This window comes from Methylobacterium sp. E-045, from assembly GCF_022829685.1.
In the GTDB taxonomy this organism is placed as follows: domain Bacteria; phylum Pseudomonadota; class Alphaproteobacteria; order Rhizobiales; family Beijerinckiaceae; genus Methylobacterium.
This window is the reverse complement of record NZ_JAKSYE010000075.1, coordinates 39,192-63,561: the sequence shown is the minus strand read 5'-3', so window position 1 is coordinate 63,561 and position 24,370 is coordinate 39,192. Positions and strand designations below refer to the sequence as shown.

At 66.7% G+C, this 24,370-nt stretch carries 22 protein-coding genes; 14 read left to right on the top strand and 8 right to left on the bottom strand.

What is annotated here, in order from left to right; all coding sequences use genetic code 11:
- Positions 1-17: 17 nt before the first annotated feature.
- Positions 18-665 (bottom strand): sigma-70 family RNA polymerase sigma factor, encoded by a 648-nt coding sequence (locus MKK51_RS11120; RefSeq protein WP_243977099.1) that lies wholly within the window; start codon positions 663-665, stop codon positions 18-20.
- A gap of 48 nt (positions 666-713) precedes the next feature.
- Positions 714-1,775, bottom strand: coding sequence for a patatin-like phospholipase family protein (locus tag MKK51_RS11115; RefSeq protein WP_243977319.1), 1,062 nt, complete (start codon positions 1,773-1,775; stop codon positions 714-716).
- A gap of 474 nt (positions 1,776-2,249) precedes the next feature.
- On the opposite strand from MKK51_RS11115, the gene ispG reads away from it, so the two are divergent.
- Together ispG and MKK51_RS11105 are read left to right on the top strand one after the other, a co-directional pair.
- Positions 2,250-3,563, top strand: a complete 1,314-nt coding sequence (ispG, locus tag MKK51_RS11110; protein WP_243977098.1) for a flavodoxin-dependent (E)-4-hydroxy-3-methylbut-2-enyl-diphosphate synthase — start codon at positions 2,250-2,252, stop codon at positions 3,561-3,563.
- A gap of 307 nt (positions 3,564-3,870) precedes the next feature.
- Positions 3,871-5,823 (top strand): potassium transporter Kup, encoded by a 1,953-nt coding sequence (locus MKK51_RS11105; RefSeq protein WP_243977096.1) that lies wholly within the window; start codon positions 3,871-3,873, stop codon positions 5,821-5,823.
- 111 nt (positions 5,824-5,934) lie between these two features.
- Here MKK51_RS11105 and MKK51_RS11100 read toward each other — a convergent pair whose 3' ends face one another.
- The 3 genes from MKK51_RS11100 to secA form a co-directional block, all read right to left on the bottom strand.
- Positions 5,935-6,813: a cell wall hydrolase gene (locus MKK51_RS11100; RefSeq protein WP_243977094.1), complete on the bottom strand. Its 879-nt coding sequence runs from the start codon at positions 6,811-6,813 to the stop codon at positions 5,935-5,937.
- A 160-nt stretch (positions 6,814-6,973) separates the two neighbouring features.
- Entirely contained in the window at positions 6,974-7,813 is an 840-nt protein-coding gene (locus MKK51_RS11095) for an aldo/keto reductase (RefSeq protein WP_243977092.1), read from the bottom strand.
- Between the two features lie 71 nt (positions 7,814-7,884).
- A complete protein-coding gene (gene secA, locus MKK51_RS11090) occupies positions 7,885-10,782 on the bottom strand; it encodes a preprotein translocase subunit SecA (RefSeq protein WP_243977090.1) in 2,898 nt (965 codons plus the stop codon).
- A gap of 829 nt (positions 10,783-11,611) precedes the next feature.
- On the opposite strand from secA, the gene MKK51_RS11085 reads away from it, so the two are divergent.
- Positions 11,612-12,511, top strand: coding sequence for a peptidylprolyl isomerase (locus tag MKK51_RS11085; protein ID WP_243977088.1), 900 nt, complete (start codon positions 11,612-11,614; stop codon positions 12,509-12,511).
- 82 nt (positions 12,512-12,593) lie between these two features.
- Here MKK51_RS11085 and phbB read toward each other — a convergent pair whose 3' ends face one another.
- Both phbB and MKK51_RS11075 read right to left on the bottom strand, forming a co-directional pair.
- On the bottom strand, positions 12,594-13,322 hold the full coding sequence (phbB, locus tag MKK51_RS11080) for an acetoacetyl-CoA reductase (protein WP_026176322.1): 729 nt from the start codon (positions 13,320-13,322) through the stop codon (positions 12,594-12,596).
- A gap of 226 nt (positions 13,323-13,548) precedes the next feature.
- Positions 13,549-14,730, bottom strand: coding sequence for an acetyl-CoA C-acetyltransferase (locus tag MKK51_RS11075; RefSeq protein WP_243977086.1), 1,182 nt, complete (start codon positions 14,728-14,730; stop codon positions 13,549-13,551).
- Positions 14,731-15,056: 326 nt separating this feature from the next.
- Here MKK51_RS11075 and phaR point away from each other — a divergent pair, with 326 nt between their 5' ends.
- Together phaR and MKK51_RS11065 are read left to right on the top strand one after the other, a co-directional pair.
- Positions 15,057-15,671, top strand: a complete 615-nt coding sequence (gene phaR, locus MKK51_RS11070; protein WP_243977084.1) for a polyhydroxyalkanoate synthesis repressor PhaR — start codon at positions 15,057-15,059, stop codon at positions 15,669-15,671.
- A 97-nt stretch (positions 15,672-15,768) separates the two neighbouring features.
- A complete protein-coding gene (locus tag MKK51_RS11065; RefSeq protein ID WP_243977082.1) occupies positions 15,769-16,044 on the top strand; it encodes a hypothetical protein in 276 nt (91 codons plus the stop codon).
- 98 nt (positions 16,045-16,142) lie between these two features.
- Here MKK51_RS11065 and rpmF read toward each other — a convergent pair whose 3' ends face one another.
- The gene (rpmF, locus tag MKK51_RS11060) at positions 16,143-16,331 is read right to left on the bottom strand and encodes a 50S ribosomal protein L32 (RefSeq protein ID WP_018046018.1); all 189 of its coding nucleotides are present in this window, start codon (positions 16,329-16,331) and stop codon (positions 16,143-16,145) included.
- A 327-nt stretch (positions 16,332-16,658) separates the two neighbouring features.
- On the opposite strand from rpmF, the gene MKK51_RS11055 reads away from it, so the two are divergent.
- The 9 genes from MKK51_RS11055 to MKK51_RS11015 all read left to right on the top strand — a co-directional run bounded on the left by MKK51_RS11055 (position 16,659) and on the right by MKK51_RS11015 (position 24,322).
- Positions 16,659-17,039 (top strand): ComEA family DNA-binding protein, encoded by a 381-nt coding sequence (locus MKK51_RS11055; protein ID WP_243977080.1) that lies wholly within the window; start codon positions 16,659-16,661, stop codon positions 17,037-17,039.
- A 107-nt stretch (positions 17,040-17,146) separates the two neighbouring features.
- Complete coding sequence (locus MKK51_RS11050; protein WP_243977078.1) at positions 17,147-17,773, top strand: ribonuclease D; 627 nt, start codon at positions 17,147-17,149, stop codon at positions 17,771-17,773.
- Positions 17,774-18,080: 307 nt separating this feature from the next.
- Entirely contained in the window at positions 18,081-18,857 is a 777-nt protein-coding gene (locus MKK51_RS11045; protein ID WP_243977076.1) for a lipopolysaccharide-assembly, LptC-related protein, read from the top strand.
- Positions 18,858-18,916: 59 nt separating this feature from the next.
- A complete protein-coding gene (locus MKK51_RS11040) occupies positions 18,917-19,597 on the top strand; it encodes an LptA/OstA family protein (RefSeq protein ID WP_279601080.1) in 681 nt (226 codons plus the stop codon).
- 35 nt (positions 19,598-19,632) lie between these two features.
- On the top strand, positions 19,633-20,481 hold the full coding sequence (gene lptB, locus MKK51_RS11035) for an LPS export ABC transporter ATP-binding protein (protein ID WP_243977318.1): 849 nt from the start codon (positions 19,633-19,635) through the stop codon (positions 20,479-20,481).
- Positions 20,482-21,076: 595 nt separating this feature from the next.
- Positions 21,077-22,624, top strand: a complete 1,548-nt coding sequence (gene rpoN / locus MKK51_RS11030; protein WP_243977072.1) for an RNA polymerase factor sigma-54 — start codon at positions 21,077-21,079, stop codon at positions 22,622-22,624.
- A gap of 157 nt (positions 22,625-22,781) precedes the next feature.
- Complete coding sequence (hpf, locus tag MKK51_RS11025) at positions 22,782-23,393, top strand: ribosome hibernation-promoting factor, HPF/YfiA family (RefSeq protein ID WP_243977070.1); 612 nt, start codon at positions 22,782-22,784, stop codon at positions 23,391-23,393.
- Positions 23,394-23,516: 123 nt separating this feature from the next.
- On the top strand, positions 23,517-23,984 hold the full coding sequence (ptsN, locus tag MKK51_RS11020; RefSeq protein ID WP_243977068.1) for a PTS IIA-like nitrogen regulatory protein PtsN: 468 nt from the start codon (positions 23,517-23,519) through the stop codon (positions 23,982-23,984).
- Positions 23,985-24,028: 44 nt separating this feature from the next.
- On the top strand, positions 24,029-24,322 hold the full coding sequence (locus MKK51_RS11015) for a hypothetical protein (protein WP_243977317.1): 294 nt from the start codon (positions 24,029-24,031) through the stop codon (positions 24,320-24,322).
- The last annotated feature ends 48 nt before the right edge of the window (positions 24,323-24,370 follow it).

The following is a 24,370-nucleotide window of genomic DNA, read 5'->3' as shown; positions in this document are numbered from 1 at the left end:
CCTCGAATTCGGGGAGGTTATGATCCGCCGATGGCTTTGGACGGGAGTCGCATGTCCGGCCGGGCGTCCTGCCCGTTCCAATCGCTGACGAGGCGCAGGTGCGGTCGCTCGGGTCTGCCCGCGCCCGAACCCGGCGCCGTTTCGGAACGGCTGCGGCCACTGCTAACCTGGCCTTCCTCGAAGGCGCGAAGGGCCGCGCGACCGCGACCGAGGCGGGACATCAGCGTGCCGATGGGGATCCCGAGTACGGCCGCCGCATCGGCATAGGCCATGCCTTCGAGGGTCACGAGGTGGAGCGCGGCGCGCTGCTCCTCCGGCAGGGTCAGGAAGGCTTGGCGGATCTGGGCGAGACGCACCTGTCCCTCCTGCGCCGGCGGCACGCTCTCGTCGCCCATCTGGACAAGGGCTTCGGCATGGCGAGCTTCCACCCGCTTGCGGCGCTGGTCGTCGATGAAGACGTTGTGCAGCACCGTCATCATCCAGGTCCGCAGGTTGGTGTTCGGCCTCACGGAGAGGCCGGATTCCAGCGCGCGGACGAGGGTATCGTGAACGAGGTCGTCGGCCTTCAGCGCGTCGCGCGTCAGCGAACGCGCATAGCGTCGCAGCGGGACCAGAAGGTCGACGATGGAGGAGGCGGAGGCGGTCTGAGTGGGTTCGGCCGTCATGGTCAGTTAACGCGCGAGCCCGGTCAGCTAATCCGGCCGGGCATCCCTCTATTGATAGGTCGCCTTGAGATTGAGGGTACAGGTCCGTCCGATGCCGTCGTAATGTTCGGTGAGCCAGGCCTGCGCCGCCACCCGGCCTTTGTCGCGCAGGCCCTCGAACACGCGCATCCGGGCATCCATCCGCGACGACGCCTTGTAATCGTCCAGGGCTCCCGTCCCGTCGATGCGGTGGACCAGCATGCGGTGGTAGTCGTTGCGGCCGAGCACGCCGTCGTCGATCAACCCGTCGACGAAATCGATGGCGCGCAGTTCCCGCATCAGGTTCGCGTTGAAGGTGATCTCATTGAGCCTGTCCTGGATCTCCTCGCGCGAACGCGGGGTCTCGCGCCGCTCCACCGGGTTGATCTGGACCAGGACCACGTCGCGGGTCCGAGCCCCGTGGAAAAGCGGGTAGATCGGCGGGTTGCCGAGATAGCCGCCATCCCAATAGGGCACACCGTCGATCTCCACGGCCTGGAACACGGTGGGCAGGCAGGCGGAGGCCATGAGATGGTCGACGCTCAGGGAATCACGCTCGAAGATGGCGAGCTTGCCGGTCCAGACATTGGTGGCCGAGACATAGATCCCGGCGGTCTCCGCCGTCCGCAGCCGTTCGAAATCCACGTGCTTGGCCAAGGCCTTGCGCAGGGGGTTCACGTTGAGCGGGTTGGAGACGTAAGGGCTGGTCTTGAGCGCCCGCATCCAGAAATCCAGCACCGGGTTCTCGTTCCAGAAGTCGAACAGCCGGTCGAACACGCCGCGCTGGGCCGGCCACAAATCGCCATCGAGGCTCGCCTCGCGCCAGAACCGGTCGAGGGCGGCGCGGGCGCCCTCCGGCCCTCCAGCAATCCAGCCGTCGACCATCACCACCGCGTTCATCGCCCCGGCGCTGGCCCCGGTGACGGCCTCGAAGGCCAGGCGGCCATCCTCGATCAGGGCATCGAGCACGCCCCAGGTGAAGGCACCATGGGCGCCGCCGCCCTGCAAGGCCAGAGCGACGGTCTTCTCGGCATTCGGACCGGCCAGGCTGACGGGCAGGCGCGCGACGGGGCGAGGCGGGGCCACTTCCATATCGGTAGAGGGCGAATCGACCAGGGCCGGCTGTTGGGAATCGAGCATCGTCAGCTCCACATGGCAGGATCACACAGGCGCATTGAGTAAGGTGCGCATGAGTATGCTGCATTGCAGCATCAAAGGTCGCAGGCCAGCAAACCGGTGACTGCATGGATCGGTTCCGCTTGGACCGTCCCTGTGGCGGACATGTCGCACTGCGCCAATTCCCTCGACATCGCCCATGGGATAAGACATGTCAGCCGACGCTGGGCCAACGCGTTGCGCGCGGTCCGTCCTGCCCCGTGGTTCTACCATGCGGTACGCGGGCTTGACGCATGCGGCGCGCCATCTCAGCTAACCGGCAGGGGTCTCAATCACCGGACCCTTCACCCGATCTTCGCAAAGGATCGGCAGGATTTGATACCAGACGACCATGGCCGGGCGCTCGCTTCAGGGCAGGCCAGGCCATAAGCAAGGTCAGCGATGGACGCCATGATGGAAGCCACTTCCGCCGATCCGTTCGGCCCCGGCATTTCGATTTCCGGCCCGGAGATCGCCGGTCCGACGCCGCGCCACCGTACGGTGGGTGTCACGGTGGGTGAGGGCGAGGGGGCCGTCACCGTCGGTGGAGGCGCCCCGGTCGTCGTCCAGTCGATGACCAACACTGACACGGCCGATATCGATGCCACCGTGGCGCAGGTCGCCGCCCTGTCGCGGGCCGGCTCCGAACTCGTGCGCATCACCGTCGACCGCGACGAGGCGGCCGCCGCCGTCCCGAAAATCCGCGACCGGCTGGCCCGCATCGGCGTCCACGTGCCGCTGGTGGGCGACTTCCACTATATCGGCCACAAGCTCCTCTCCGACCACCCGGCCTGCGCCGAGGCCTTGGCCAAGTACCGGATCAATCCGGGCAATGTGGGCTTTAAGGAAAAGAAGGACACGCAGTTCTCGACGATCGTTGAGCAGGCGATCCGCTACGGCAAGACCATCCGCATCGGTGCCAATTGGGGCTCGCTGGACGAGGCGCTGCTCACCCACCTGATGGACGAGAACGCCCGGTCCACGCGTCCCATCGACGCCCGCGCCGTGATGCGCGAGGCGATGGTGCGCTCGGCCCTGTCCTCGGCCCAGCGCGCCGAGGAACTCGGCCTTCCCAAGAATCGGATCATCCTCTCGGCCAAGGTCTCTGCGGTACAGGATCTGATCGCGGTCTACCGTGAGGTCGCCAGGCGCTCCGACTACGCGATCCATCTCGGTCTCACCGAGGCCGGCATGGGCTCGAAGGGCCTGGTCGCGGCCTCCGCAGCCATCGGCGTGCTGCTCCAGGAAGGCATCGGCGACACGATCCGCTATTCGCTGACCCCGATGCCCGGCGGTGACCGCACCGTGGAGGTCAAGGCCTCGCAGGAACTGCTGCAGACCATGGGCTTCCGCACCTTCGTGCCGATGGTCGCCGCCTGTCCCGGCTGCGGCCGCACCACCTCGACCACGTTCCAGGAACTCGCCCGCGACATCCAGAACTGGATCGTCACCTCCATGCCGGAATGGAAGAAGACCTATCCGGGAGTCGAGGGCCTGAACGTCGCGGTGATGGGCTGCATCGTCAACGGACCCGGCGAATCGAAGCATGCCGATATCGGCATCTCGCTGCCCGGCACCGGCGAGACCCCCACCGCCCCGGTCTTCATCGACGGCAAGAAGGCGATGACCCTGCGCGGCGCCACGCTCGCCAAGGATTTCGAGACGGTGGTGATCGACTATATCGAGCGCCGTTTCGGCCAGGGCGCCCGCAACGCCGCCGAGTGAGCCCGTCCGCCGTGACGCCCGTCGTCCCGCGCTGCTCCGGCACGCGGGGCGAATTCGTTCGCCTCCCCGGCAAAGACCTCCCGTTCATCGCGGGATCGTCGTTCTCTGCGTCCCACCCGCATGATACGACCTTGGCATGCTTCGCGCTGGGAGCCGTAGCTTCAGGGGTCGGCCGCCGGGTCGGCCGCGACGTGTGGGGACTGGACTCCGCTCGCGGTTCGCCCGCCTCTCTGAGCCATGTCGCGCGCCAAAATCCAAGCCGCCCCGTTCGATCCCTCTCCCCGTCGCAGAAGCCTGATCGCAGCGCATGACGCAAACCGCCATCCCGAGCGTCCCCGGCGCTCAGTCAGGCCCCGCGGCCCATCCCGAGACAGGGTCAGGCGAGCATGGGTCGGGCAATCACGGGCATGGGAAGACGAGCTTCTGGACGCTGGTCGTCGGCTCCGTCGGCGTCGTCTACGGCGACATCGGCACCAGCCCACTCTACGCCTTCCGCGAGGCGCTCGGCCCGGCGAGGGCGGACGGCATCCTGCTGCCCGAGGAGGTCCTGGGCACGACATCGCTCATCCTCTGGGCACTGCTGCTGATCGTCACGATCAAATACGTCGTCATCCTGCTGCGCATGGACAACAACGGCGAGGGCGGAATCCTCTCGCTGATGGCCCTGGCCCGCAAGGCGCTCGGCGGTTCGCGCATCGTCTTCATGCTCGGGCTGCTCGGCGCTTCCCTGTTCTACGGCGACGCCGTCATCACGCCGGCGATCTCCGTGCTCTCGGCGGTGGAGGGCCTGAAGCTCGTCACCCCGGCCTTCGACCATTACGTCCTGCCGATCACGGTGGCGATCATCTTCGCCCTGTTCATGGTCCAGAGCCGTGGCACCAGCAAGGTGGCGGCCTTCTTCGGCCCGATCATGGTGGTCTGGTTCCTGGCGCTGGGTCTCGCGGCCCTGCCGCACATCATCTCGCGGCCTGACGTCTTCCAGGCGTTCAATCCCTGGTACGCGCTGCATTACCTGCTCGGCCATGGCACCGGGGCCCTGGTGGCGCTGGGCGCGGTCTTCCTCGCGGTGACCGGCGCCGAGGCGCTGTTCGCCGATCTCGGGCATTTCGGACGCCGGCCGATCCAGGTGGCCTGGCTCGGCCTCGTGGCTCCATGCCTGACCCTGAACTATCTCGGCCAGACGGCGCTGGTTCTCAACGTGCCGGACACGACCGACCCGTTCTACCAGCTCGTCCCCGAATGGGGCCTTCTGCCCATGGTGATTCTGGCGACCATCGCCACCGTCACCGCGAGCCAGGCCGTTATCACCGGAGCATTCTCACTTTCGCGCCAGGCGATCCAGCTCGGCCTGCTCCCGCGCCTCGAAATCCGCCACACCTCCGAATCGCATTCGGGCCAGATCTTCCTGCCGCAGGTGAACATCCTGCTGCTGATCGGCGTGGTGGTGCTGGCAATCCTGTTCCGATCGTCTTCGGCCCTGGCCTCCGCCTACGGCATCGCCGTGACGGGGACGATGCTGCTGACCGCGAGCATGGGCTTCATCGTGCTCTGGAAGTCGTGGAAATGGTCGCCGATCGCCGCCGCCGCCGCGATCATGCCGTTCATCGTCATCGAGTTCCTGTTCCTGCTCTCGAACCTGCTCAAGGTGTTCGAGGGCGGCTACGTGCCTCTCGTGCTCGCCGGGATGCTCATCATCGTGATGTGGACCTGGGTGCGGGGCGTCAACATCCTGTTCAACAAGACCCGCAAGACCGACGTGCCGCTGCTGGAACTCGTCGGCATGCTGGAGAAGAGCCCGCCCCACCACGTGCGCGGCACGGCGGTGTTCCTCACCAGCGACCCGTCGATCGCCCCGGCGGCCCTGCTGCACAACCTCAAGCACAACAAGGTGCTGCACGAGAAGAACGTCATCCTCACGGTGGAGACCGTGGACACGCCGCGCTCCAGCGATGCGGACCGCATCCGCATGGAGCCGATCGGCCCGCACTTCTCGAAGATCGTGATGAAGTTCGGCTACATGGAGCAGCCCAACATCCCACGGACGCTGACCCTCCTGAAGAAGCAGGGCTTCAAGTTCGACATCATGGCGACGTCGTTCTTCCTGTCGCGCCGCTCGATCCGCCCCGCCGCACATTCCGGCATGCCGCTCTGGCAGGACCGGATCTTCATCACGCTGGCCAAGAACGCCAACGACGCCACCGACTTCTTCCAGATCCCCACCGGCCGCGTGGTGGAGGTGGGGACCCAGGTCACCGTCTAGAGCGCTCTCCGCCGAAGTGGATGCAGGTTCGGCGAAAAAGAGTGCGCGAATACAAAGAGCTCGAGGTGTGCCCCGACCCAACGTGGTCGAGCGCAGCTCTAGCCGGCCGGTTCACGGCCTCGGCAGGTTGATGACGGGCGGCGGTGGCGGCTCGGGGGCGAGGGCCGCCAGCGTCGCCGGGCTCCTGGTATGGGCGACCCGCGTTCTCGCCACCGGCTTCGATGAGGCTTTGAGGTTCGCGCCCTGTCCTACGGCGGAGTGGGAGGCGGTGACCGCGCGCTCCGGTTCCGGCTGAGCGGTCGAGGCTGGCTGGGTGTCCGACACCTCCGGCAGCGCGGCGACCGCAGGTGTCGAGGGAATGCCGGCGGGGGCCGAAGTCGCGACGGCCTGGGCCGGTGCTGCCGCTGCTGCTTCGGGACCAGACGGGGTGGAGGCCGCGGCGAAGGCCAGGGCGGCGGGCGGCCGGGCCTGCTCCACTTCGCCGGGCTTGCGCTTCTCGTAGAAGGCGTTGCCGCCGGCCACCGCCACGTAATGCATGTTGTTGTAGTGGAACGTGCGCCCGGCGGTGTGGAAGTACATGGCGCGGCCCACCTTCGGGTGGCGCTGTCCGGCCAGAACCGCGTCGGCGGCGTCCGCGACCTTTGTCAGATCCTTCTCCGCCATGGGCTTGGTGAGCACGCCGGTGGCGAATTGGCGGGGCTGGCCGACCACGGCGCAGATGCCGCCATTCGGGAAGGCGGCGGCTTCGAGGCGGTTCATCACCACCGTGCCGACGGCGAGCAGGCCTTCGGAATTGCTGCGGTTCGATTCGAAATACATGGCGCGTCCGAGGCAGTCGCGCTCCTCGTCGCTCACCGCCATGGGTTTGGCCGCAAGGCCCGGACCGCCGAGGGAACCGGTCGTGGTGGGGGAATTACAGGCACCGAGGCCCATCGTCGTCATCAGCAGGACCCCGTAGAGTCCCGTCGTCGCCGATCGGGGATACCCCATGCCGTCTCGCTCCCGCTTGTTTCTCGAACGGTCTAGCTCGGCGGGAAATGTGGTTTCTTTTCGGAGACGGGCCGGCAGGCCCGATCATCTTCCCGATGCTGTGGCCGGGAGGTCACGCCCGGCTTTTCTCATACCGGCCAGGGCGAACCCGGCCCGCGCCTCAGAGCATCGGCAGGTGCGCAGGCTTGGGCCCGCGCGGACAGGCCCCGTCGAGGCTTTGCCATTGACGATCGGTGAGGGTCAGGTCGCCGGCGGCGGCGTTGTCGTCCACATGCGCAAGGCGCGAGGCCTTCGGGATCGTGAACACCGAGGCGGACCGCGTCAGCGCCGCGAGCGCGACCTGCCGCTGCGTCGCTCCCGTCTCGGCAGCAATCTGGCCTAGCACGCGCCCACCGGCCGAGTCCGGCTTGGGGAAGTCGTCATGGCCGAATGGGCTGTAGGCGACGACGGCGACACCATGCGCCTCGCACCAGGGCAGGACGGCATGTTCGATCGCCCGTTCCCCAAGGTGATAGAGCACCTGATTGCAGGCGATGCGGCCTTCGCCGGCTATGGCAAGAGCTTCCTCGAGGTCGGGGACGTCGAAATTGCTGACCCCCCAGGAGAGGAGCTTGCCCTGCCGCACCAGCCCCTCGAAGGCGCCGATGGTCTCTTCGAGTGGAGTCCCGCCCCGCCAGTGCAGGAGATAGCTGTCGAGCCGGTCCGTCTTCAGGCGCGCCAGCGAGCGCTCGCAGGCGGTCACGACGGAGCGTGCCGAGGCATGGTTCGGCAGCACCTTCGAGACGAGGAACACCGCGTCGCGTCGCCCGGCGATCGCCTCCGCCACCACGACTTCGGCCTCGCCGTACATCTCGGCGGTGTCGATGTGGCTCATTCCCCGATCGAGCCCGCGCCGCAAGGCCGCCACGGCGTCGGGCCGGGAGGCCTCGTCGAGATACCAGGTGCCCTGCCCGATAACGGAGACGGGGCGGCCGGTCGGACCGAAGGACTTCTGTCGCATGCGATGCTCCAGTGGAAGACCGACGGTCGGATGCTCGGGCCGTATCGAACATCCGGCCATGCGTGACCGGTTCAGGCCGTCAGCGTGCCGTGACAGTGCTTGTACTTCTTGCCCGAGCCGCAGGGGCAGGGCTCGTTGCGGCCGACGCGACCCCAGGTGCTCGGATCATTCGGGTCGCGCTCGATCACGGCCGCGTCCGTGGACATCGCCTGCGCGGCGTAGCCGTAGGCCGGTCCACCGCCCCCGGCGCTGCCCGTGCCGCGGTCGGAATAGTCCATCTCGTTCTCGCCGGTAACGGGATCGAGATGCTGGGCGAACATGGACGGCAGTTCCGGGCTCGTGAACGGGTTCGCCCCTTGCGAATCCTGCTCCTGGTAGGTGATCTCGATGCGGGCGAGCTGCTGGGTCACCTGTTCGCGCAAGCTGCCGACGAGGCCGTTGAAGAGTTCGAACGCTTCGGACTTGTACTCGTTGAGCGGGTCGCGCTGGGCGAAGCCGCGCCAGCCGATCACCTGGCGCAGGTGGTCGAGGGTGACGAGATGCTCGCGCCAGAGATGGTCGAGGGTCTGCAGAAGGACCTGCTTCTCAACATAGGTCATCACCTCCGGCGTGTTCTTCTCGGTGCGGGCGGCATAGGCCTCGTCGGAGGCGGTGCGCAGGCGGTCGCGCATCTCCTCGTCGGCGATGCCCTCTTCCCTCGCCCAATCCTCCACCGGCACGTCGAGGTTCAACACCTCGGTGACGCGCAGGCGCAGGCCCTCGATGTCCCACTGTTCGGCATAGGCGTTCTCGGGGACGTGGATGGCGACGAGATCGTCGACGACGCCGTGGCGCATCTCGTCCACGGTCTCGCGCACGCTGTCCTGGCCCATGAAGTCACGGCGCTGCTCGAACACGACCTTGCGCTGGTCGTTCATGACGTTGTCGTACTTGAGCACGTTCTTGCGCATGTCGAAGTTGCGCGCCTCGACCTTCTGCTGCGCCTTCTCGATGGCCTTGTTGATCCAGGGGTGGATGATCGCCTCGCCCTTTTCCAGGCCGAGGCGGGTCAGCATCCCGTCCATGCGGTCGGAGCCGAAGATCCGCATCAGGTCGTCCTGAAGCGACAGGTAGAATTTCGAACGGCCGGGATCGCCCTGGCGGCCGGAGCGCCCGCGCAGCTGGTTGTCGATGCGCCGCGATTCGTGGCGTTCGGTGCCGATGATGTACAGGCCGCCGGGAAGAGCCTTCTTGCGTCCGGCCTCCGGATCGGCCGGCTCGCCCGAGGCCAGCACCTTGGCGCGGTTCTCCTCGATCTCGGCCTTGATCGCCGCCGCCTTCGCGTCCCGCTCGGCGCCTGCGGGCAGGCCGGCGAGCTCCTTTTCCAGGCGCATCTCGAGATTGCCGCCGAGTTTGATGTCGGTGCCGCGACCGGCCATGTTGGTGGCGATGGTGATGGCGCCCGGCACGCCGGCCTCGGCGACGATATAGGCCTCCTGCTCGTGGAAGCGGGCGTTCAAAACGGCGAAGGTCTTCGTCACCCGGCCTTCGCGAGCGGCGGCATAGACGTCGGTCAGCGCATTGAGGTCGGAATAGTCCAGCTGGCGGAAGCCGGCCTTGGTGAGCATCTCGGCCAGATGCTGCGACTTCTCGATGGAGCCGGTGCCGACCAGGATCGGCTGGTGGCGCGCATGCGCCTTCTCGATCTCCGCGATGATGCCGTCGTATTTCTCGCCCACCGTCCGGTAGACCTCGTCGTCCTCGTCGACGCGCTCGACCTCCTTGTTGGTAGGAATGTCGACGACTTCGAGCTTGTAGATCTCGGCGAACTCGTCGGCCTCGGTAGAAGCCGTGCCGGTCATGCCCGCAAGGTTGGTGTAGAGGCGGAAGTAGTTCTGGAAGGTGATCGAGGCGAGCGTCTGGTTCTCGGGCTGGATCGTCACCCGCTCCTTGGCCTCCAGGGCCTGGTGCAGGCCCTCCGAGTAGCGCCGTCCCTGCATCATGCGGCCGGTGAACTCGTCGATGATCACCACCTCGTCGTTCTTGACGATGTAGTCCTTGTCCAGGGTGAACAGGGTGTGGGCGCGAAGCGCCTGGTTCACGTGGTGGACGAGGCTGACGTTGTGGGCGTCGTAGAGGTCGCCCTCCTTCAGGAGATCGGCGCCGCGGAGCAGGTCCTCGATGAACTCGTTGCCGCTCTCGGTGAGCGAGACGGAACGCTGCTTCTCGTCGAGGTCGTAATGCTCCTTCTCGAGATGGGGCATCAGCGCGTCCACGGAGACGTAGAGCTCCGAGCGGTCGTCCACGGGACCGGAGATGATGAGCGGTGTGCGCGCCTCGTCGATGAGGATCGAATCGACCTCGTCGACGATCGCGAAATTGTGCCCGCGCTGCGAGAGCTGACTCAGCTCGTACTTCATGTTGTCGCGCAGGTAATCGAAGCCGAACTCGTTGTTGGTGCCGTAGGTGATGTCGCAGGCATAGGCGTCCCGGCGCTGCTCGTCGTCGAGCCCGTGGACGATGGTGCCGACGGTGAGCCCGAGGAAGCGGTAGACCTGGCCCATCCACTCGGCGTCGCGGGAGGCGAGGTAGTCGTTCACCGTGACCACATGGACGCCGAGACCCGACAGGGCGTTGAGATAGACCGGCAGCGTCGCCACGAGGGTCTTGCCCTCGCCGGTGCGCATCTCGGCGATGCCGCTCTCGTGGAGCACCATGCCGCCGATGAGCTGCACGTCGAAATGACGCTGGCCGAGGGTGCGCTTGGCCGCCTCGCGCACGGTGGCGAAGGCGGGCACCAGGATCTCGTCGAGGGTCTTTCCGGCGGCGAGCTCGGCCTTCAGCATGTCGGTGCGGGCGCGCAGTGCCTCGTCCGACAGGGCGGCGATCTCCGGTTCCAGGGCATTGATTTCGGCAATGCGCGGGCGATAGCCCTTGACGCGGCGGTCGTTGGACGAGCCGAAAATCTTCTTAGCGAGGGCGCCGAGCATCGTGAACCTGCGGTCGAGATATCTGAATCGAGATATCGGAAGAATGTGTTGGGCGGGCTTATAGAGGTAAATATTGCCGGACGCATCCGAAAGGGCAGCGGCACCGTGCGAGTGAGCCGGCCGTCGCCGACGCGCCTGCCGCGCCTTCATCGTGCGGGAGTTCCTCTGTACCGCTCGATGGCGGCGGCACGCCTGCGCCGTCTCAGAAAAACGAGCGAACCGGCCTCACTTTGCGGACGTAGCAGACGTCAGTTGATCTCGCAGAAGCCCGAGCCTGAGCCAACGAGACGCGTCTTGGCGCACCGTTCCGCAGGGGCGCGGACGTCCTTTGTCGGAGCGGGAGCGATCACGGGGAGAACCGGTCGCAGGATCGGAGGTCGGTCCGCTTCGGGATCGCCGGCCGCCGTCAACCTGCTGGAGCGGATGGACACGGCGGTCCCGATGCCGGCCCCGAGGGCGACCGATCGGGTGCCATTGATGGGCGGAACTGGGCGAGGGGACTGGACGGATCGTCCGACCCGGAGCCGCGCTTCCGTGTCGGTGATCGCGCCCGCGAGGGTCAGGGTCGCAGCGGCGAGGATGAAACCGGTTCGCATGCCACTCTCCCACGCAGCTTGGGAAAGGGTGGGGCGGGCGGGCTTAAAGCCGCCTTATCGTGATCGGGCGGATTGACCCGAAACCCCGCCCACGCTTGCCTTCCACCCTCGCCCGCGCCACCTCTCGCCCACAGATCCGCGCGGCGTCCCGCCGCTCGCTGTTGCCACGTCTCGAACCCGGCCGGACAGAGCCTCGCGGACGCGGCATCCACCTATTCGAGGAATCCCCATTGATGACGACGCCTCTCCTCCTTCGGCGCTCGGGCGCCATGGCGCTGGCCGTTGCCCTGCCCCTCGCCTCCGTCGCGCTGCCGATGCAGGCCCTGGCGCAGACGCCGCCGGCCGCCGCCCCCGCCGCGGCTCCGGTCGCGCCGGAGACGGTGGTGGCCAAGGTGAACGGATCGCCGGTCACCGCGGGCGACCTCGCCATCGCCGCCGAAGACCCGGCACTCTCCCTGCCCGGCGTCGACGAGGCCCAGAAGAAGAACCTGCTCATCGACTACATGGTCGACCTCAAGGTCGGCGCCCAGGCGGCCGAGGCGGCCAAGGTCGGTGACTCGCCCGAGTTCCAGCGCAAGCTCGCCTACTTCAAAAGCAAGCTCCTCCTCGACGAGTATCTGGAGCGTGAGGCGAAGAAGGCGGTGACGCCGGAGGCCGCGAAAGCCCTCTACGACCAGACCCTCACCACGATGAAGCCTGAGGAGGAGGCCCATGCCCGCCACATCCTCGTGGACAACGAGGAGGAGGCCAAAAAGATCTCGGCCCGGATCAAGGGCGGCGAGGACTTCTCGAAGATCGCGGCGGAGCTCTCCAAGGATCCCGGCTCCAAGGCCGAGGGCGGAGATCTCGGCTGGTTCACCAAGGAACGGATGGTCGCCCCCTTCGCGGAGGCCGCCTTCAAGCTGCCGGTCGGCCAGGTCTCCGACCCGATCAAGACGCAGTTCGGCTGGCACGTGATCAAGGTCGAGGAGCGGCGCACCAAGCCGGTGCCGACCTTCGCCGAGATGAAGGATCAGGTCGACCAGTACCTCACCCGCAAGTCGCAGCAGGACCTCATCCTGAAGCTGCGCGAGAGCGCCAAGATCGAACGTACCGACGCCGCCGCGCCCGCCGTGGCGCCCAAAGCTCCCTGAAGCCGGACGGCTTTCAAGAACGAAGAAGGCCTGCCCCGTCGCCGGGGCAGGCCTTCAGTCTTGTCGATGCCGCGGGACGGCGTCAGGCGATGTACTGGGCGCCGTTGATCGTCAGGGTCGAGCCGGTGATGAAGCCCGAATCTTCCGCCGCGAGGTATTCCACCGCGCGGGCGATCTCGGCGGCCTCGCCGAGGCGGCCCACGGGAATCGTCGAGATGATCTTGTTGCGGATATCCTCCGGCACCGCCATCACCATGTCGGTGGCGATGTAGCCCGGCGCGATCACGTTGACGGTGATGCCCTTCGAGGCGCTCTCTTGAGCCAGCGCCTTGGCGAAGCCGATCACGCCGGCCTTGGCGGCCGAGTAGTTGGTCTGGCCGGCCTGGCCCTTCTGGCCGTTGATCGACGAAATCAGGATGATGCGGCCGAAATTGCGGGCGCGCATGCCCTCGATCACCGGACGGGTGACCGTGAACATCGAGTCGAGGTTGGTCTTGATGACCGCCTGCCACTTCTCGAAGGTCATCTTGTGGAACGCGCCGTCACGGGTGATGCCGGCATTGTTCACCAGGATGTCGATGGGGCCGAGTTCGGCCTCGACGGCCTTGATGCCGGCCTCGCAGGCAGCGGCGTCGCCGACGTCGAACTTGAAGACCGGGATGCCGGTCTCTGCCTTGAAGGCGTTGGCCGCCTCGTCGTTGCCGCCGTAATTGGCGGCCACCTTGTAGCCCTTGGCCTTAAGACCCGTCGAGATCGCGGCACCGATGCCGCGCGTTCCACCCGTGACGAGGGCAATGCGTTCTTGAGCCATGGCTTCCTCCAATTTTCTTTGATGTTCGATGGCGTGCGTAATGCAATTTCTTGCAGATTCTCGGCGCGGGCGGGCTTAGCTCAATCGGCTCTGCCCGCCCATGCCATTTAAATTTGCTGCGTCCTCAAGAATTCTCCAAGACAATGTCCCCAATGTTTGCGGGCATCCTCGGAGATCTGGCACGAACGCAGAAATTATACTGTATTCAATCGAGCGAAATGGAGGATCAGATGCGCTCGATGCACATGGCGACGCCCATGCCGCCGCCGATGCAGAGGGTGGCAAGACCCTTCTTGGCGTCGCGACGCTTGAGCTCGTGCAGCAGGGTGACGAGGACGCGGGCGCCGGACGCGCCGATCGGGTGACCGATGGCGATGGCGCCGCCATTGACGTTCACCTTGTCGGTGTCCCAGCCCATGTCCTTGTTCACGGCGAGCGCCTGGGCGGCGAAGGCCTCGTTGGCCTCGATCAGGTCGAGGTCGGACGGCTTCCAGCCGGCCTTGTCGAGGGCCTTGCGCGAGGCCGGGATCGGGCCGGTGCCCATCACCTTGGGGTCGACGCCGACAGTGGCCCAGGACACGATCCGGGCGAGCGGGGTGATGCCGCGACGCTCCGCCTCGGAGGCCGACATCAGCACGATGGCGGCAGCGCCGTCGTTGAGGCCGGACGCATTGGCGGCGGTCACCGTGCCGTCCTTCGAGAAGGCGGGCTTGAGCTTGGCCATCGCCTCGATGGTGGCGCCGTCACGGATGTACTCGTCGGTGTCGACGATGGTGTCGCCCTTGCGGCCCGGAACGGTGACGGGGACGATCTCGTCCTTGAAGCGGCCTTCCTTGCGGGCGGCCTCGGCCTTGTTCTGCGACTTCGTCGCGAACTCGTCCTGCTGCTCGCGGGTCAGCTGGAACGCCTGGGCCACGTTCTCGGCGGTGGTGCCCATGTGGTAGCCGTTGAAGGCGTCCCAGAGGCCGTCCTTGATCATGGTGTCGACGAGCTTCACGTCGCCCATCTTCTGGCCGCCGCGCAGGTACTGCGCATGGGGGGACAGCGACATCGATTCCTGGCCGCCGGCCACGATCACCGTCGCATCGCCGTTGGCGATCTGCTGCATGCCGAGGGCGACCGTGCGCAGGCCCGAGCCGCAGACCTGGTTGACGCCCCAGGCCGTGGCCTTCTCCGGGATGCCGGCCTTGATGGCGGCCTGGCGGGCCGGGTTCTGGCCGGCGCCGGCGGTGAGGACCTGGCCGAAGATCACCTCGTCCACGTCGTCGGGGGAAACGCCGGCGCGCTCCAGGGCAGCCTTGATCGCCACGGCGCCGAGTTCATGGGCCGGTACGGTGTTGAAGGCACCTCCGAACGAACCCACTGCGGTCCGCGCCGCGCCGACGATGACGATGTCTTCCGCTGCCATTGACGTTCTCCTCTTGAGGGCCGGCGCGACGTTGAAGCCCTCCGATGGGCATGCGCGCTTGAAGCCAACTCAGGCGATGAAAGCGTTGGGGTGGGTGAAGTCAAGCGCCCTCGGAAGGTGGGCGCGTGGCCTGCCGGTGTTTGTCATCGGCGCGCCGGCGGGGCGGGTGGCACTATTCTGCGGGGATCGGGGCCAGATTGCTGTTTTCGTCAGCGGGCGAAAGCCTTAAGGTTCGTCCACGCGCGAATACGAATGATACCCGGACGGCGCATCGGGCCTCGAAGGGATTGGGCGCTGGAATGAACGTGTCGGGAAAGGCCACGAGGATGGCGGACAACGGTAAGGCTCAGCAGACCGTCATCAAGAAGTACGCGAACCGGCGACTGTACCATACCGGAACCTCGACCTACGTCACGCTCGAGGACCTCTCAACGATGGTCCAGAACGGTGAGGATTTCCTCGTCTACGACGCCCGTTCGGGCGACGACATCACCCGCTCCGTGCTCACGCAGATCATCTTCGAGCAGGAGAACAAGGCCGGTGATGACAATCTGCTGCCGGTCGCCTTCCTGCGCCAGCTCATCCGCTTCTACGGCGACAGCATGCGGACCATGGTGCCGAGCTTCCTCGAATTCTCCATGGCCAATTTCGCCCGCGACCAGGACGGCCTGCGCGAGAAGATGAACCAGAGCTTTGCCCCCAAGGTGTTCCAGAGCGCCATGGAGGAGCAGGTACGGGCCAACATGAGCTTCTTCGGCGATGCCATGAAGATGTTCACGACCTTCGGAACCGGGCCGCTTTCCGGCATGAAGGCCTCCACGTCGGCGCCGACGCCGTCCCACCCGGCGAGCCCGGTGCCCGCGCCCGACAGTGACCTCGACGAGTTGAAGCGGCAGATGGCGGAGATGCGCAACCGCCTGGAAGACCTCGCCAAGAAATAGGCGGTCCCGCGCCCGCGTCCCGAGAGAGTGCTGACGAACCGTTAACGTCGGCCCACCCATTGCGCCTTTCTGCCCATTGCAGGCGGAAGGGCAGCGTGTGGCACAGACCGGCACGGGGAAATGTACCAAAACGGGTCGCGCCGTCCCCGAGGGGGATCGAGGCACGGCGCGGACGCTCGTCGTTGTCGACGGCGGCGAGACGGTAGCCCGCAAGGCGAGTGACGCCTATGGCGGGCCGAACGCCGAGTTCCTGACTCAGCTTCTCGTCAATTGCGAGCCGACCATGCGTGCCTCCCGCGCGGAGCGCATGCGCTCGGCCACGGCACGCTACGCCGAGACGACACGGGCCGGAGCGGACAAGCGCCGCGCCTGAGCCGTCGAGGCACGGAACGCAAAAAACCGCCCGAAGGCGGTTCTCGCAGACATCATCCCGTCCCAGCCCTGCGCTGGAACGTAGACGAAGCGAACAAATCAGGCCTCGGCGGACTTCACCTTGAGGACCTGGCGACCGCGATACATGCCGGTCTTCAGATCGATGTGGTGGGGCCGACGCAGCTCGCCCGAATCCTTGTCGGCGACATAGGTCGGAGCCTTGAGGGCATCGGCGGACCGGCGCATGCCGCGCCGCGAGGGGGAGGTCTTTCGCTTCGGAACGGCCATGGGTAGTCCTGCTACGACAAAAAGGGTGCACGGGCGCCGCCCCGCGAGGGAAGAGGCAACCTCGGCACCGTGTTCAAACGGAGATTCGATGGCGGCTGTATAGCGGCACATCGGCCGTCTGGCTAGAGCCGCCCGGGGGCGGACTTTCGGAAAAACGCCGATCGATCCGCAAGGGGGACAGCCGGCCCGGGTTCGCGGCGGGGCTCGCGAGGCTGTGAAGCCTCGTTAAGCGCCGGTTCAACCGTCGTGTCCTACCTGCGAATACGGAGACGCCTCAACGAAGACTGCGCCGCCGCATCTCGGGAGATTGCCGTGACTTCATCTCGCATGACCACATCTCTGCTCCGCACCCTGGCCGTGCTGAGCTGCCTCGCGGCGGCTCCCGCCGTCGCCCAGGCGCCAAACCCCTCGACCTCCACCCCTCCCACCGCCGCACCGAAGGCGCCTACGGCTCCGGCCGCCCCGGCCAAGCCGACGGCTGACAAGCCCGCTGTCCCCGTCGCGCCGGCGGCCAAGACCGATCTCATCGACCTGAACAGCGCCTCGTCCGCCGAACTCGAGGCTCTCCCCGGCATCGGTGCGGCGCGCTCGGCCGCGATCGTCAAGGGTCGCCCCTATCACGGCAAGGATCAGCTCGTGTCGAAGAAGATCCTCACCCAGGGCGTCTATGACGGGATCAAGGACAAAGTCATCGCCAAGCAGAAGTAACCCTTCAGCGCGGCAGCCCGGCACCGGTCCGGTGCCGGGTTGTTCGCCGGGGGGCACGGTGTTACGCGGCCCGAGACCCCGGTTTCCCGCCAGAAGACATAAGCCCGATGCCTCCCCAGCCCATCATCCGCGTCCATCGCGGCGACCTCCCGGCCGATTACGTGCCGGGCGCCGCCATCGCCATCGACACCGAGACGCTGGGGCTCAATCCGCATCGGGACCGGCTGTGCGTCGTCCAGATCTCGCGCGGCGACGGCACTGCCGACGTGGTGCAGATCGTGCCCGGTTCCGCGCCGCCCGACAGGCTCAAGGGCGTGCTGGCTGATCCGGCGGTGACGAAGATCTTCCATTTTGCCCGGTTCGACCTCGCCGTGCTCTTCAGGGCCTTCGGCGTGATGCCGGGGCCGGTCTACTGCACCAAGGTCGCCTCCAAGCTCGCCCGCACCTATACCGACCGGCACGGCCTCAAGGACGTGGTCCGAGAACTCGTGGGCGTCGACCTGTCCAAGCAGCAGCAATCCTCGGATTGGGGCGCCGAGTCCCTAAGCCAGGCGCAGGTGGAATATGCGGCCTCCGACGTGCTGCATCTGCATGCGGCTCGCGCCCGCCTCGACGCGATGCTCGCCCGTGAGGGACGCACGGATCTCGCGCGGCGCTGTTTCGACTTCCTGCCGACCCGCTCCCTCCTCGATCTCGAAGGGTGGGCCGAGACCGACATCTTCGCCCATACCTGATCGGCGCCGGGCTCCGGCCCATCGGGCACGTCCATCGCGGCGTCCTGTGCGGCCTATCGCGACGGTGCGGCCGCGCACATCGATCGTGCCGCCGCGATCCCGACCGATTGATGATTCCTCAACGCTCCGCCCATAAGGTTGCGGCACGGCCACAACTTCGCCATCGGCCGCGCGCATCCGGCGCTGGACCATAGGTGAGGCTGGCTCGCACGGCTCGACCCATGATGGGCGAGACGTGGCATGTTGCGGGGCGCAACCTGCCGGTTTCACGTTGGATCGGTCAGGCGGAGCGGCTCGGATCATCACCATGCACGGGGTCGACGCCATCCACGCGACAGGGACGACGGGATCGGGAGCGGATGCGCGCCGTCACCGTGCCCATGCGCGCGCTCGCAACCACAGCACGCAGGTGCGCTACCTGCGTCGTCTCATTCCCCTGTCGGCCGGAGCCGCGATCGTCGCCCTTGCTGTGGTGACGTTGTTCAACCCGTTCGGCAGCGTCCTCCCGGCCGTCACCATGGGGCCGGTCACCCTGTCGGGCACCAAGGTGAAGATGGAGAACCCACGTCTCTCCGGCTTCCGGAAGGACAACCGGGGCTACGAGGTCATCGCCACCGCCGCCTTCCAGGACGTGCGCAAGCCGACGCTGATCGAACTCCAGGCCATGAAGGGCCATCTCGTCACCGACGATTCGGGCGGGCTCGCCCATATGGAGGCCGCCGGCGGTCTGTTCGATTCGGCGCGCGAGACCCTGTCCCTCGAACGCGATATCAAGCTGTGGACCGACAAGGGCGAAGACATTCGTCTCCAGACCGCCGCCATCGATTTCAAGGCCGGGACGGTGAAGTCCGATCAGGTCGTCACCGTGACGCTTCCCACGGGCACGGTGGTCTCCGACGGCCTCGACCTGATCGACAACGGCCGCGTCATTTCCTTCATCGGCAACGTGCACGCCGTGTTCCACGGATCGGACAAGTCCGAGGACCGGACCGTCGAATCCAGATCCGAGACCGGGTCCGACGTGAAATCGCCGCGCATCCTCACCTCCGCCGCCGAGCCGCGGGACGGGGAGGCACACCGGTGAACCGTTTCACGCTGGTCTCCACGCTCGCCCTCTGCGGCCTCCTCGCAGCTGGAAGCGCGATGGCACAGATCCCGTCGGGCACCGCTCCGGCGCCCGCCGCCGCGAAAGCGAACAAGCCGACCGCTCCCGGAAGCACCTTCGGCGCAAGCGGCGGCAAGGAACCCGTGAAGATTGATGCGGACCGGCTCGACGTGTTCGACCGCGAGAACAAGGCGATCTTCGCCGGCAATGTCGTGGCCGTGCAGGGCGACAGCACGATCCGCTGTTCGACGATGACGGTGCACTACAAGCGCAGCAAGGATGCCAAGCCCGGCGCTCCCGCGCCCGCCGCCGATGCCGCCAAGTCACCCGCGGGCATGGCCGAAAACGGCATCCAGAAAGTGGAATGCGCCGGCCCCGTCACCGTGGTGCAGAACGATCAGGTCGCCACCGGCGACAACGCCGTGTTCGACCAGGAGGCCAAGCGCATCGTGCTCACCGGCAACGTCGTGCTGAGCCAGTGCCAGAACGTCACCCGGGGCAGTCGCCTCGTTTACGACATGAATACCGGCCGGGCGAACATGGACCCGGTGGCCGGTGGCCGCGTCTCGGCGATGTTCGTGCCACAGAAGGAAGAGGCCGCCAAGGGCGGCGCGAAGGGCTGTGCCCAGCCGGCGAGCACTGCGGGCAAGCCCGCGCCCAAGCCCTCCGAAGCCAGTGCCGACAAACCTGCCTCGAAACCGAGAGCGCAGGCCAATTGACCTCCGCTCCGTCGTTGGCCTCGGTGCCAGACCCGATCAGCCCGCGCATCGCCGGTTCCGGCGGACCGGGACGTCCGCCGTCGCTCCTGTCGCGCCTTTTCGCGCGCGGCAAGGGCAGGCCGGCGGCCGGGGGGACGGACCTGTCCGGGAATGGCGGCGGTCCGGGCATCCTCCACGTGGAGGGCCTGCGCAAGAGCTACGGCGCGCGCACCGTAGTGCACGAGGCCGGGCTGACCGTGCGCAACGGTGAGGCCGTAGGGCTGCTCGGCCCCAACGGCGCGGGCAAGACCACGATCTTCTATATGATCACCGGTCTCGTCTCGGCCGATCGCGGTTCGATCAGCCTCGACGGTCTGCCGATCACTCACCTGCCGATGTACCAGCGCGCGCGCCTCGGCATCGGCTACCTGCCGCAGGAAGCCTCGATCTTCCGCGGCTTGTCGGTGGAGGACAACATCCGCGCGGTGCTCGAAGTGGTGGAGCCCAGCCGCAAGGAGCGCGAGCGCAAGCTCGATTCGCTGCTCGAGGAATTCGACATCGCGCGCCTGCGCAAATCGCCCTCGATCGCGCTGTCGGGCGGTGAGCGGCGGCGCTGCGAGATCGCCCGCGCCCTGGCGACCTCGCCGAGCTTCATGCTCCTTGACGAGCCGTTCGCCGGCATCGACCCCATCGCGGTGGGCGACATCCAGGATCTGGTGAAGCACCTCAAGCAGCGCGGGATCGGCGTCCTCATCACCGATCACAACGTGCGCGAGACGCTGGGCCTGATCGACCGCGCTTACATCGCCCATTCCGGCCGTATCCTCACGGAGGGCACGCCGGCCGAGATCGTCGCCAACGAGGATGCGCGGCGGCTCTATCTCGGCGAGGATTTCCGCCTCTAGGGATGCTTCACGAAACTCCCTGTCACGGTCGGTCCTCGCTCTGGGCACGGCGGCGCAACGGGAGTTTTGTGAGAGACACCGGAACCTCGGTCACCGATAGGGTTCGAGGCCCGCGAATCATCGCCCGGCCGGGACGCTCTGACACGTCTTGCATTCGGCGTTCAGCGAGATGAGGCGATTGCCATGCTCACGTCGCCGCTTCGGAGATGGCCCCCGGCGATGGTTGAAATTCCGTCATCGCCAAGCCTTCCTCATCCACTGCCTCATTTGTCGCCAGATCTCATGTCTTCTGCGAAATGCATGCGTTTTGTGCATGTCGATTCACGTCGCGGACATGCCCACTGGCGAAGCGATGGAATTTTTCGTTTAATATCAAAGATTTGTAGCTAGGCGGGCAGAACGGCCCCCGTCCGGAGCCGGCGCTCATGATGCTGCGCTGCGGCACGCCGCCGGGAATCACGCGCTTCGTACTTTGACGGCGGCGCGAGATGGCGATAGACATGTGCGAAGACAAGAAGAAGCAACATTCATGCCGAGCGACGTAGGGTTCTGTGCGCGTTCGGCTGGGCTCATCTGACGGCGTCGGGGCAACACCATGAGTTTGCTGCAGCGGCTGGAAATGCGTCAGGGCCAAGCCCTGGTGATGACGCCACAGCTTCTCCAGGCGATCAAGCTTCTTCAGCTCTCCCAGATCGACCTCGCGACCTATGTCGATGCCGAACTGGAGCGGAACCCTCTCTTGGAACGCGTCGAAGGCGATGCGGACGGTGATCGCGTGGGTACGGAGCCGGCACCGGACGCCCCGGGCGACGGAGATGGCGATTTCGATTCGGCCGAGCCCGATAACTGGATGGCAACCGAGCTCACTGCCAGCGGCGCCGAGATGGAGAGCGTCCTCGACACCCGCCTCGACAACGTCTTCTCCGACGAGAATCCGAGCCATGCCCGCGAGGCGGCTTCAGGCGACATGCTTACCCTGACCCCCGCGCCCTACGGCAATAGTGGCGGCAGCTTCGACGGCGAGGCGCCGGATTTCGAGGCGACCCTGACCTCGGAAGTCTCCCTGCGCGAGCATCTCAGCGCGCAACTCGACCTCGCCACCCGCGATCCCGGCGACAGGCTAATCGCCGGCTTTCTCATCGATGCGGTGGACGATGCCGGTTACATGCGCGAATCCATCGACGAGGTGGCCGAGCGCCTCGGCGCCAGCCTCGATTCGGTGGCGCGGGTGCTCAAGCTGATCCAGACCTTCGACCCGCCGGGCATCGCGGCCCGCGATCTCGCCGAATGTCTGAGCCTGCAACTGCGCGAGCGGGACCGGTTCGATCCGGCGATGCAGGCCCTGGTCTCCCGTCTCGACCTTGTGGCCAAGCGCGATTTTCCAAGTCTGCGCCGGCTCTGCGGCGTCGACGACGAGGATCTCGTGGACATGCTGGCCGAACTGCGCCGCCTCGACCCGAAGCCCGGCCGGGCCTTCGGCTCGCGCGCGGTTGAGGTGCTGATCCCCGACGTCTTCGTGCGGGCGGCGTCCGACGGGTCCTGGCTGGTGGAGCTCAATGCCGAGGCACTGCCCCGCGTGCTGGTGAACCAGAGCTACTATGCCCGCGTCTCGCGCGGGGCGTCTGCAGAGGGCGACAAGGCGTTCCTGTCCGAATGCCTGCAGACCGCCAACTGGCTCACCCGCAGCCTCGAGCAACGGGCGCGCACCATCCTCAAGGTCGCCTCCGAAATCGTGCGCCAGCAGGACGCCTTCTTCGTGAACGGCGTGGCGCATCTGCGCCCCCTCAACCTCAAGACGGTCGCCGAGGCCATCGGCATGCACGAATCCACGGTGTCGCGGGTCACTTCCAACAAATCCATCGGCACAAGCCGGGGTACGCTGGAGATGAAGTACTTCTTCACCGCCGCCATTCCGGGGGCGGCGGGCACCGCCTCGCATTCCTCCGAGGCCGTGCGTCACCGCATCAAGCAGCTCGTGGATGGCGAGGCGACCGGTGACGTGCTCTCGGACGACGCCCTCGTCCAGAAGCTCCGCGACGAGGGCATCGACATCGCCCGGCGCACGGTGGCGAAATACCGGGAATCCCTGCGCATCCCTTCATCCATCGAGCGCCGCCGCGAGCATTTCGCCTACGCCCGCTAAGGGCGGATGCGTTCCGCGGATGACGTCTGCCCGTCGGCGGACGCGTCAGGCTCTCCCGCCTGTCACCAGCCGTGCCAAGCCGGCTCGCCATTCCGTTGACTTCTCTTCCCGGGGCTCCTTTACTCGCCTGCCGAACGCAACAAGAACCGGAGGATACATGGGGTCATTGCGCGTCACAGGCCACGGCCTGGACCTCGGCGAAGCCCTTCGCGGGCGTGTCGAAGAGCGAATGGCCGCCACCTTGTCGAAATATCTCGACAGCCACATGAACGGCACCTGCTCCGGACATGTGACGCTTCGACGGGATGGGACGGCTTACCGTACCGATTGCGTGCTTCACCTCGTCTCGGGCCTGACGCTCGAAGCGTCAGCCGCCTCGCACGACGCCCATTCGAGCTTCGAGCAGACGGCGGACAAGCTCGAGAAGCGTCTGAAGCGCTACAAGCACCGACTCAAGGATCATGGCGCTGCCCTGCACGAGGGCGCCACCGTCCAGGCGGCCTACGCCGTTTTCGCCGCGCCGAGCGACGCGGAGGAGGAGGCGACCGACGACGATCTCTCCGAGGACGAAGAGGCTCACCCGCCCGTGGTCGCCGAGAGTACCAAGGCGCTTAAGCGCCATTCGGTGAGCGAGGCGGTCACCGCCCTCGACCTCACGGGAGCACCGGTGATCGTGTTCGTTCACGCTGGTACCGGCCGCATCAACGTCGTATACCGCCGCAGTGACGGAGCGATCGGTTGGGTGGACCCGCCGGAGGCGGCAGCTTAACGCGCTCTGCCGGCCGCGTGCCGACCATCGGCCGCCTCGGGATGCGTGGGGACCACGCATCCGCAGCGCTAATGTAGACGAGCGGTGGCCGGTGGGTCGCCGCCGATGGGGCGATGGTCCTTCATGCCGATTCTGGAATTCCTCAGTCCGGATTCCGTGGTCACCTCTCTGCGCGCCCGCGCGAAGAAGCAGATCCTTCAGGAATTGAGCGCCCATGCGGTGCGCCAGCTTCCCGCTCTCGACGAGCGTGAGGTCTTCGAGACCCTTCAGCAGCGCGAGCGCCTCGGCTCCACGGGTATCGGCGACGGCGTCGCCATTCCCCACGGCAAGCTTCCGGGCCTCGACCGGCTGTTCGGCCTCGTGGCACGGCTGGAGCGGCCGGTGGATTTCGAATCCCTCGACGGTCAGCCGATCGACATCGCCTTCCTCCTCCTCGCCCCGGAGGGTGCGGGCGCGGAGCATCTCAAGGCCCTGGCCCAGGTGGCGCGGCTCCTGCGCGAGCCGGGGGTTCTCGACCGGATCCGGGCTGCGAGGGATGCCAGCGCCCTCTATGCGCTCCTGACCCAGCCTACGAAATCCGAGGCGGCATGATCCCGATGAACGTGAGGGCTGAGCGAGCGCTGGTGGCGGTCGCGATGGCGGGCTTCGTCCTGTCGCTGACGGCGGCGCGGGCCGACGTGACCTGCGCCCGCGACGTGCTCGTGGCCAACTCGATGCAGCGTCAGGCCATCGACCAGCTCGAGCAGGCGGATGGCGACGATGCCAACCGCTGCCGAGTCTGGCGCCGCCATGTGGAGACCATGCGCCGGGTCGCCAGCGTCTACGGCCGGTGCCTGTCGGGGGCCGAGCGCGCCGCCAAGCTCGCCGAAGTACAGACCTCCGAGAAGGATTTCTCCGGCATCATCCGGACGCGCTGCCGCGGGTTGTAGAGCGTCGGCCCGCCCTTACAAGGCGAGGTCGCGTCCGGCACACAGGCC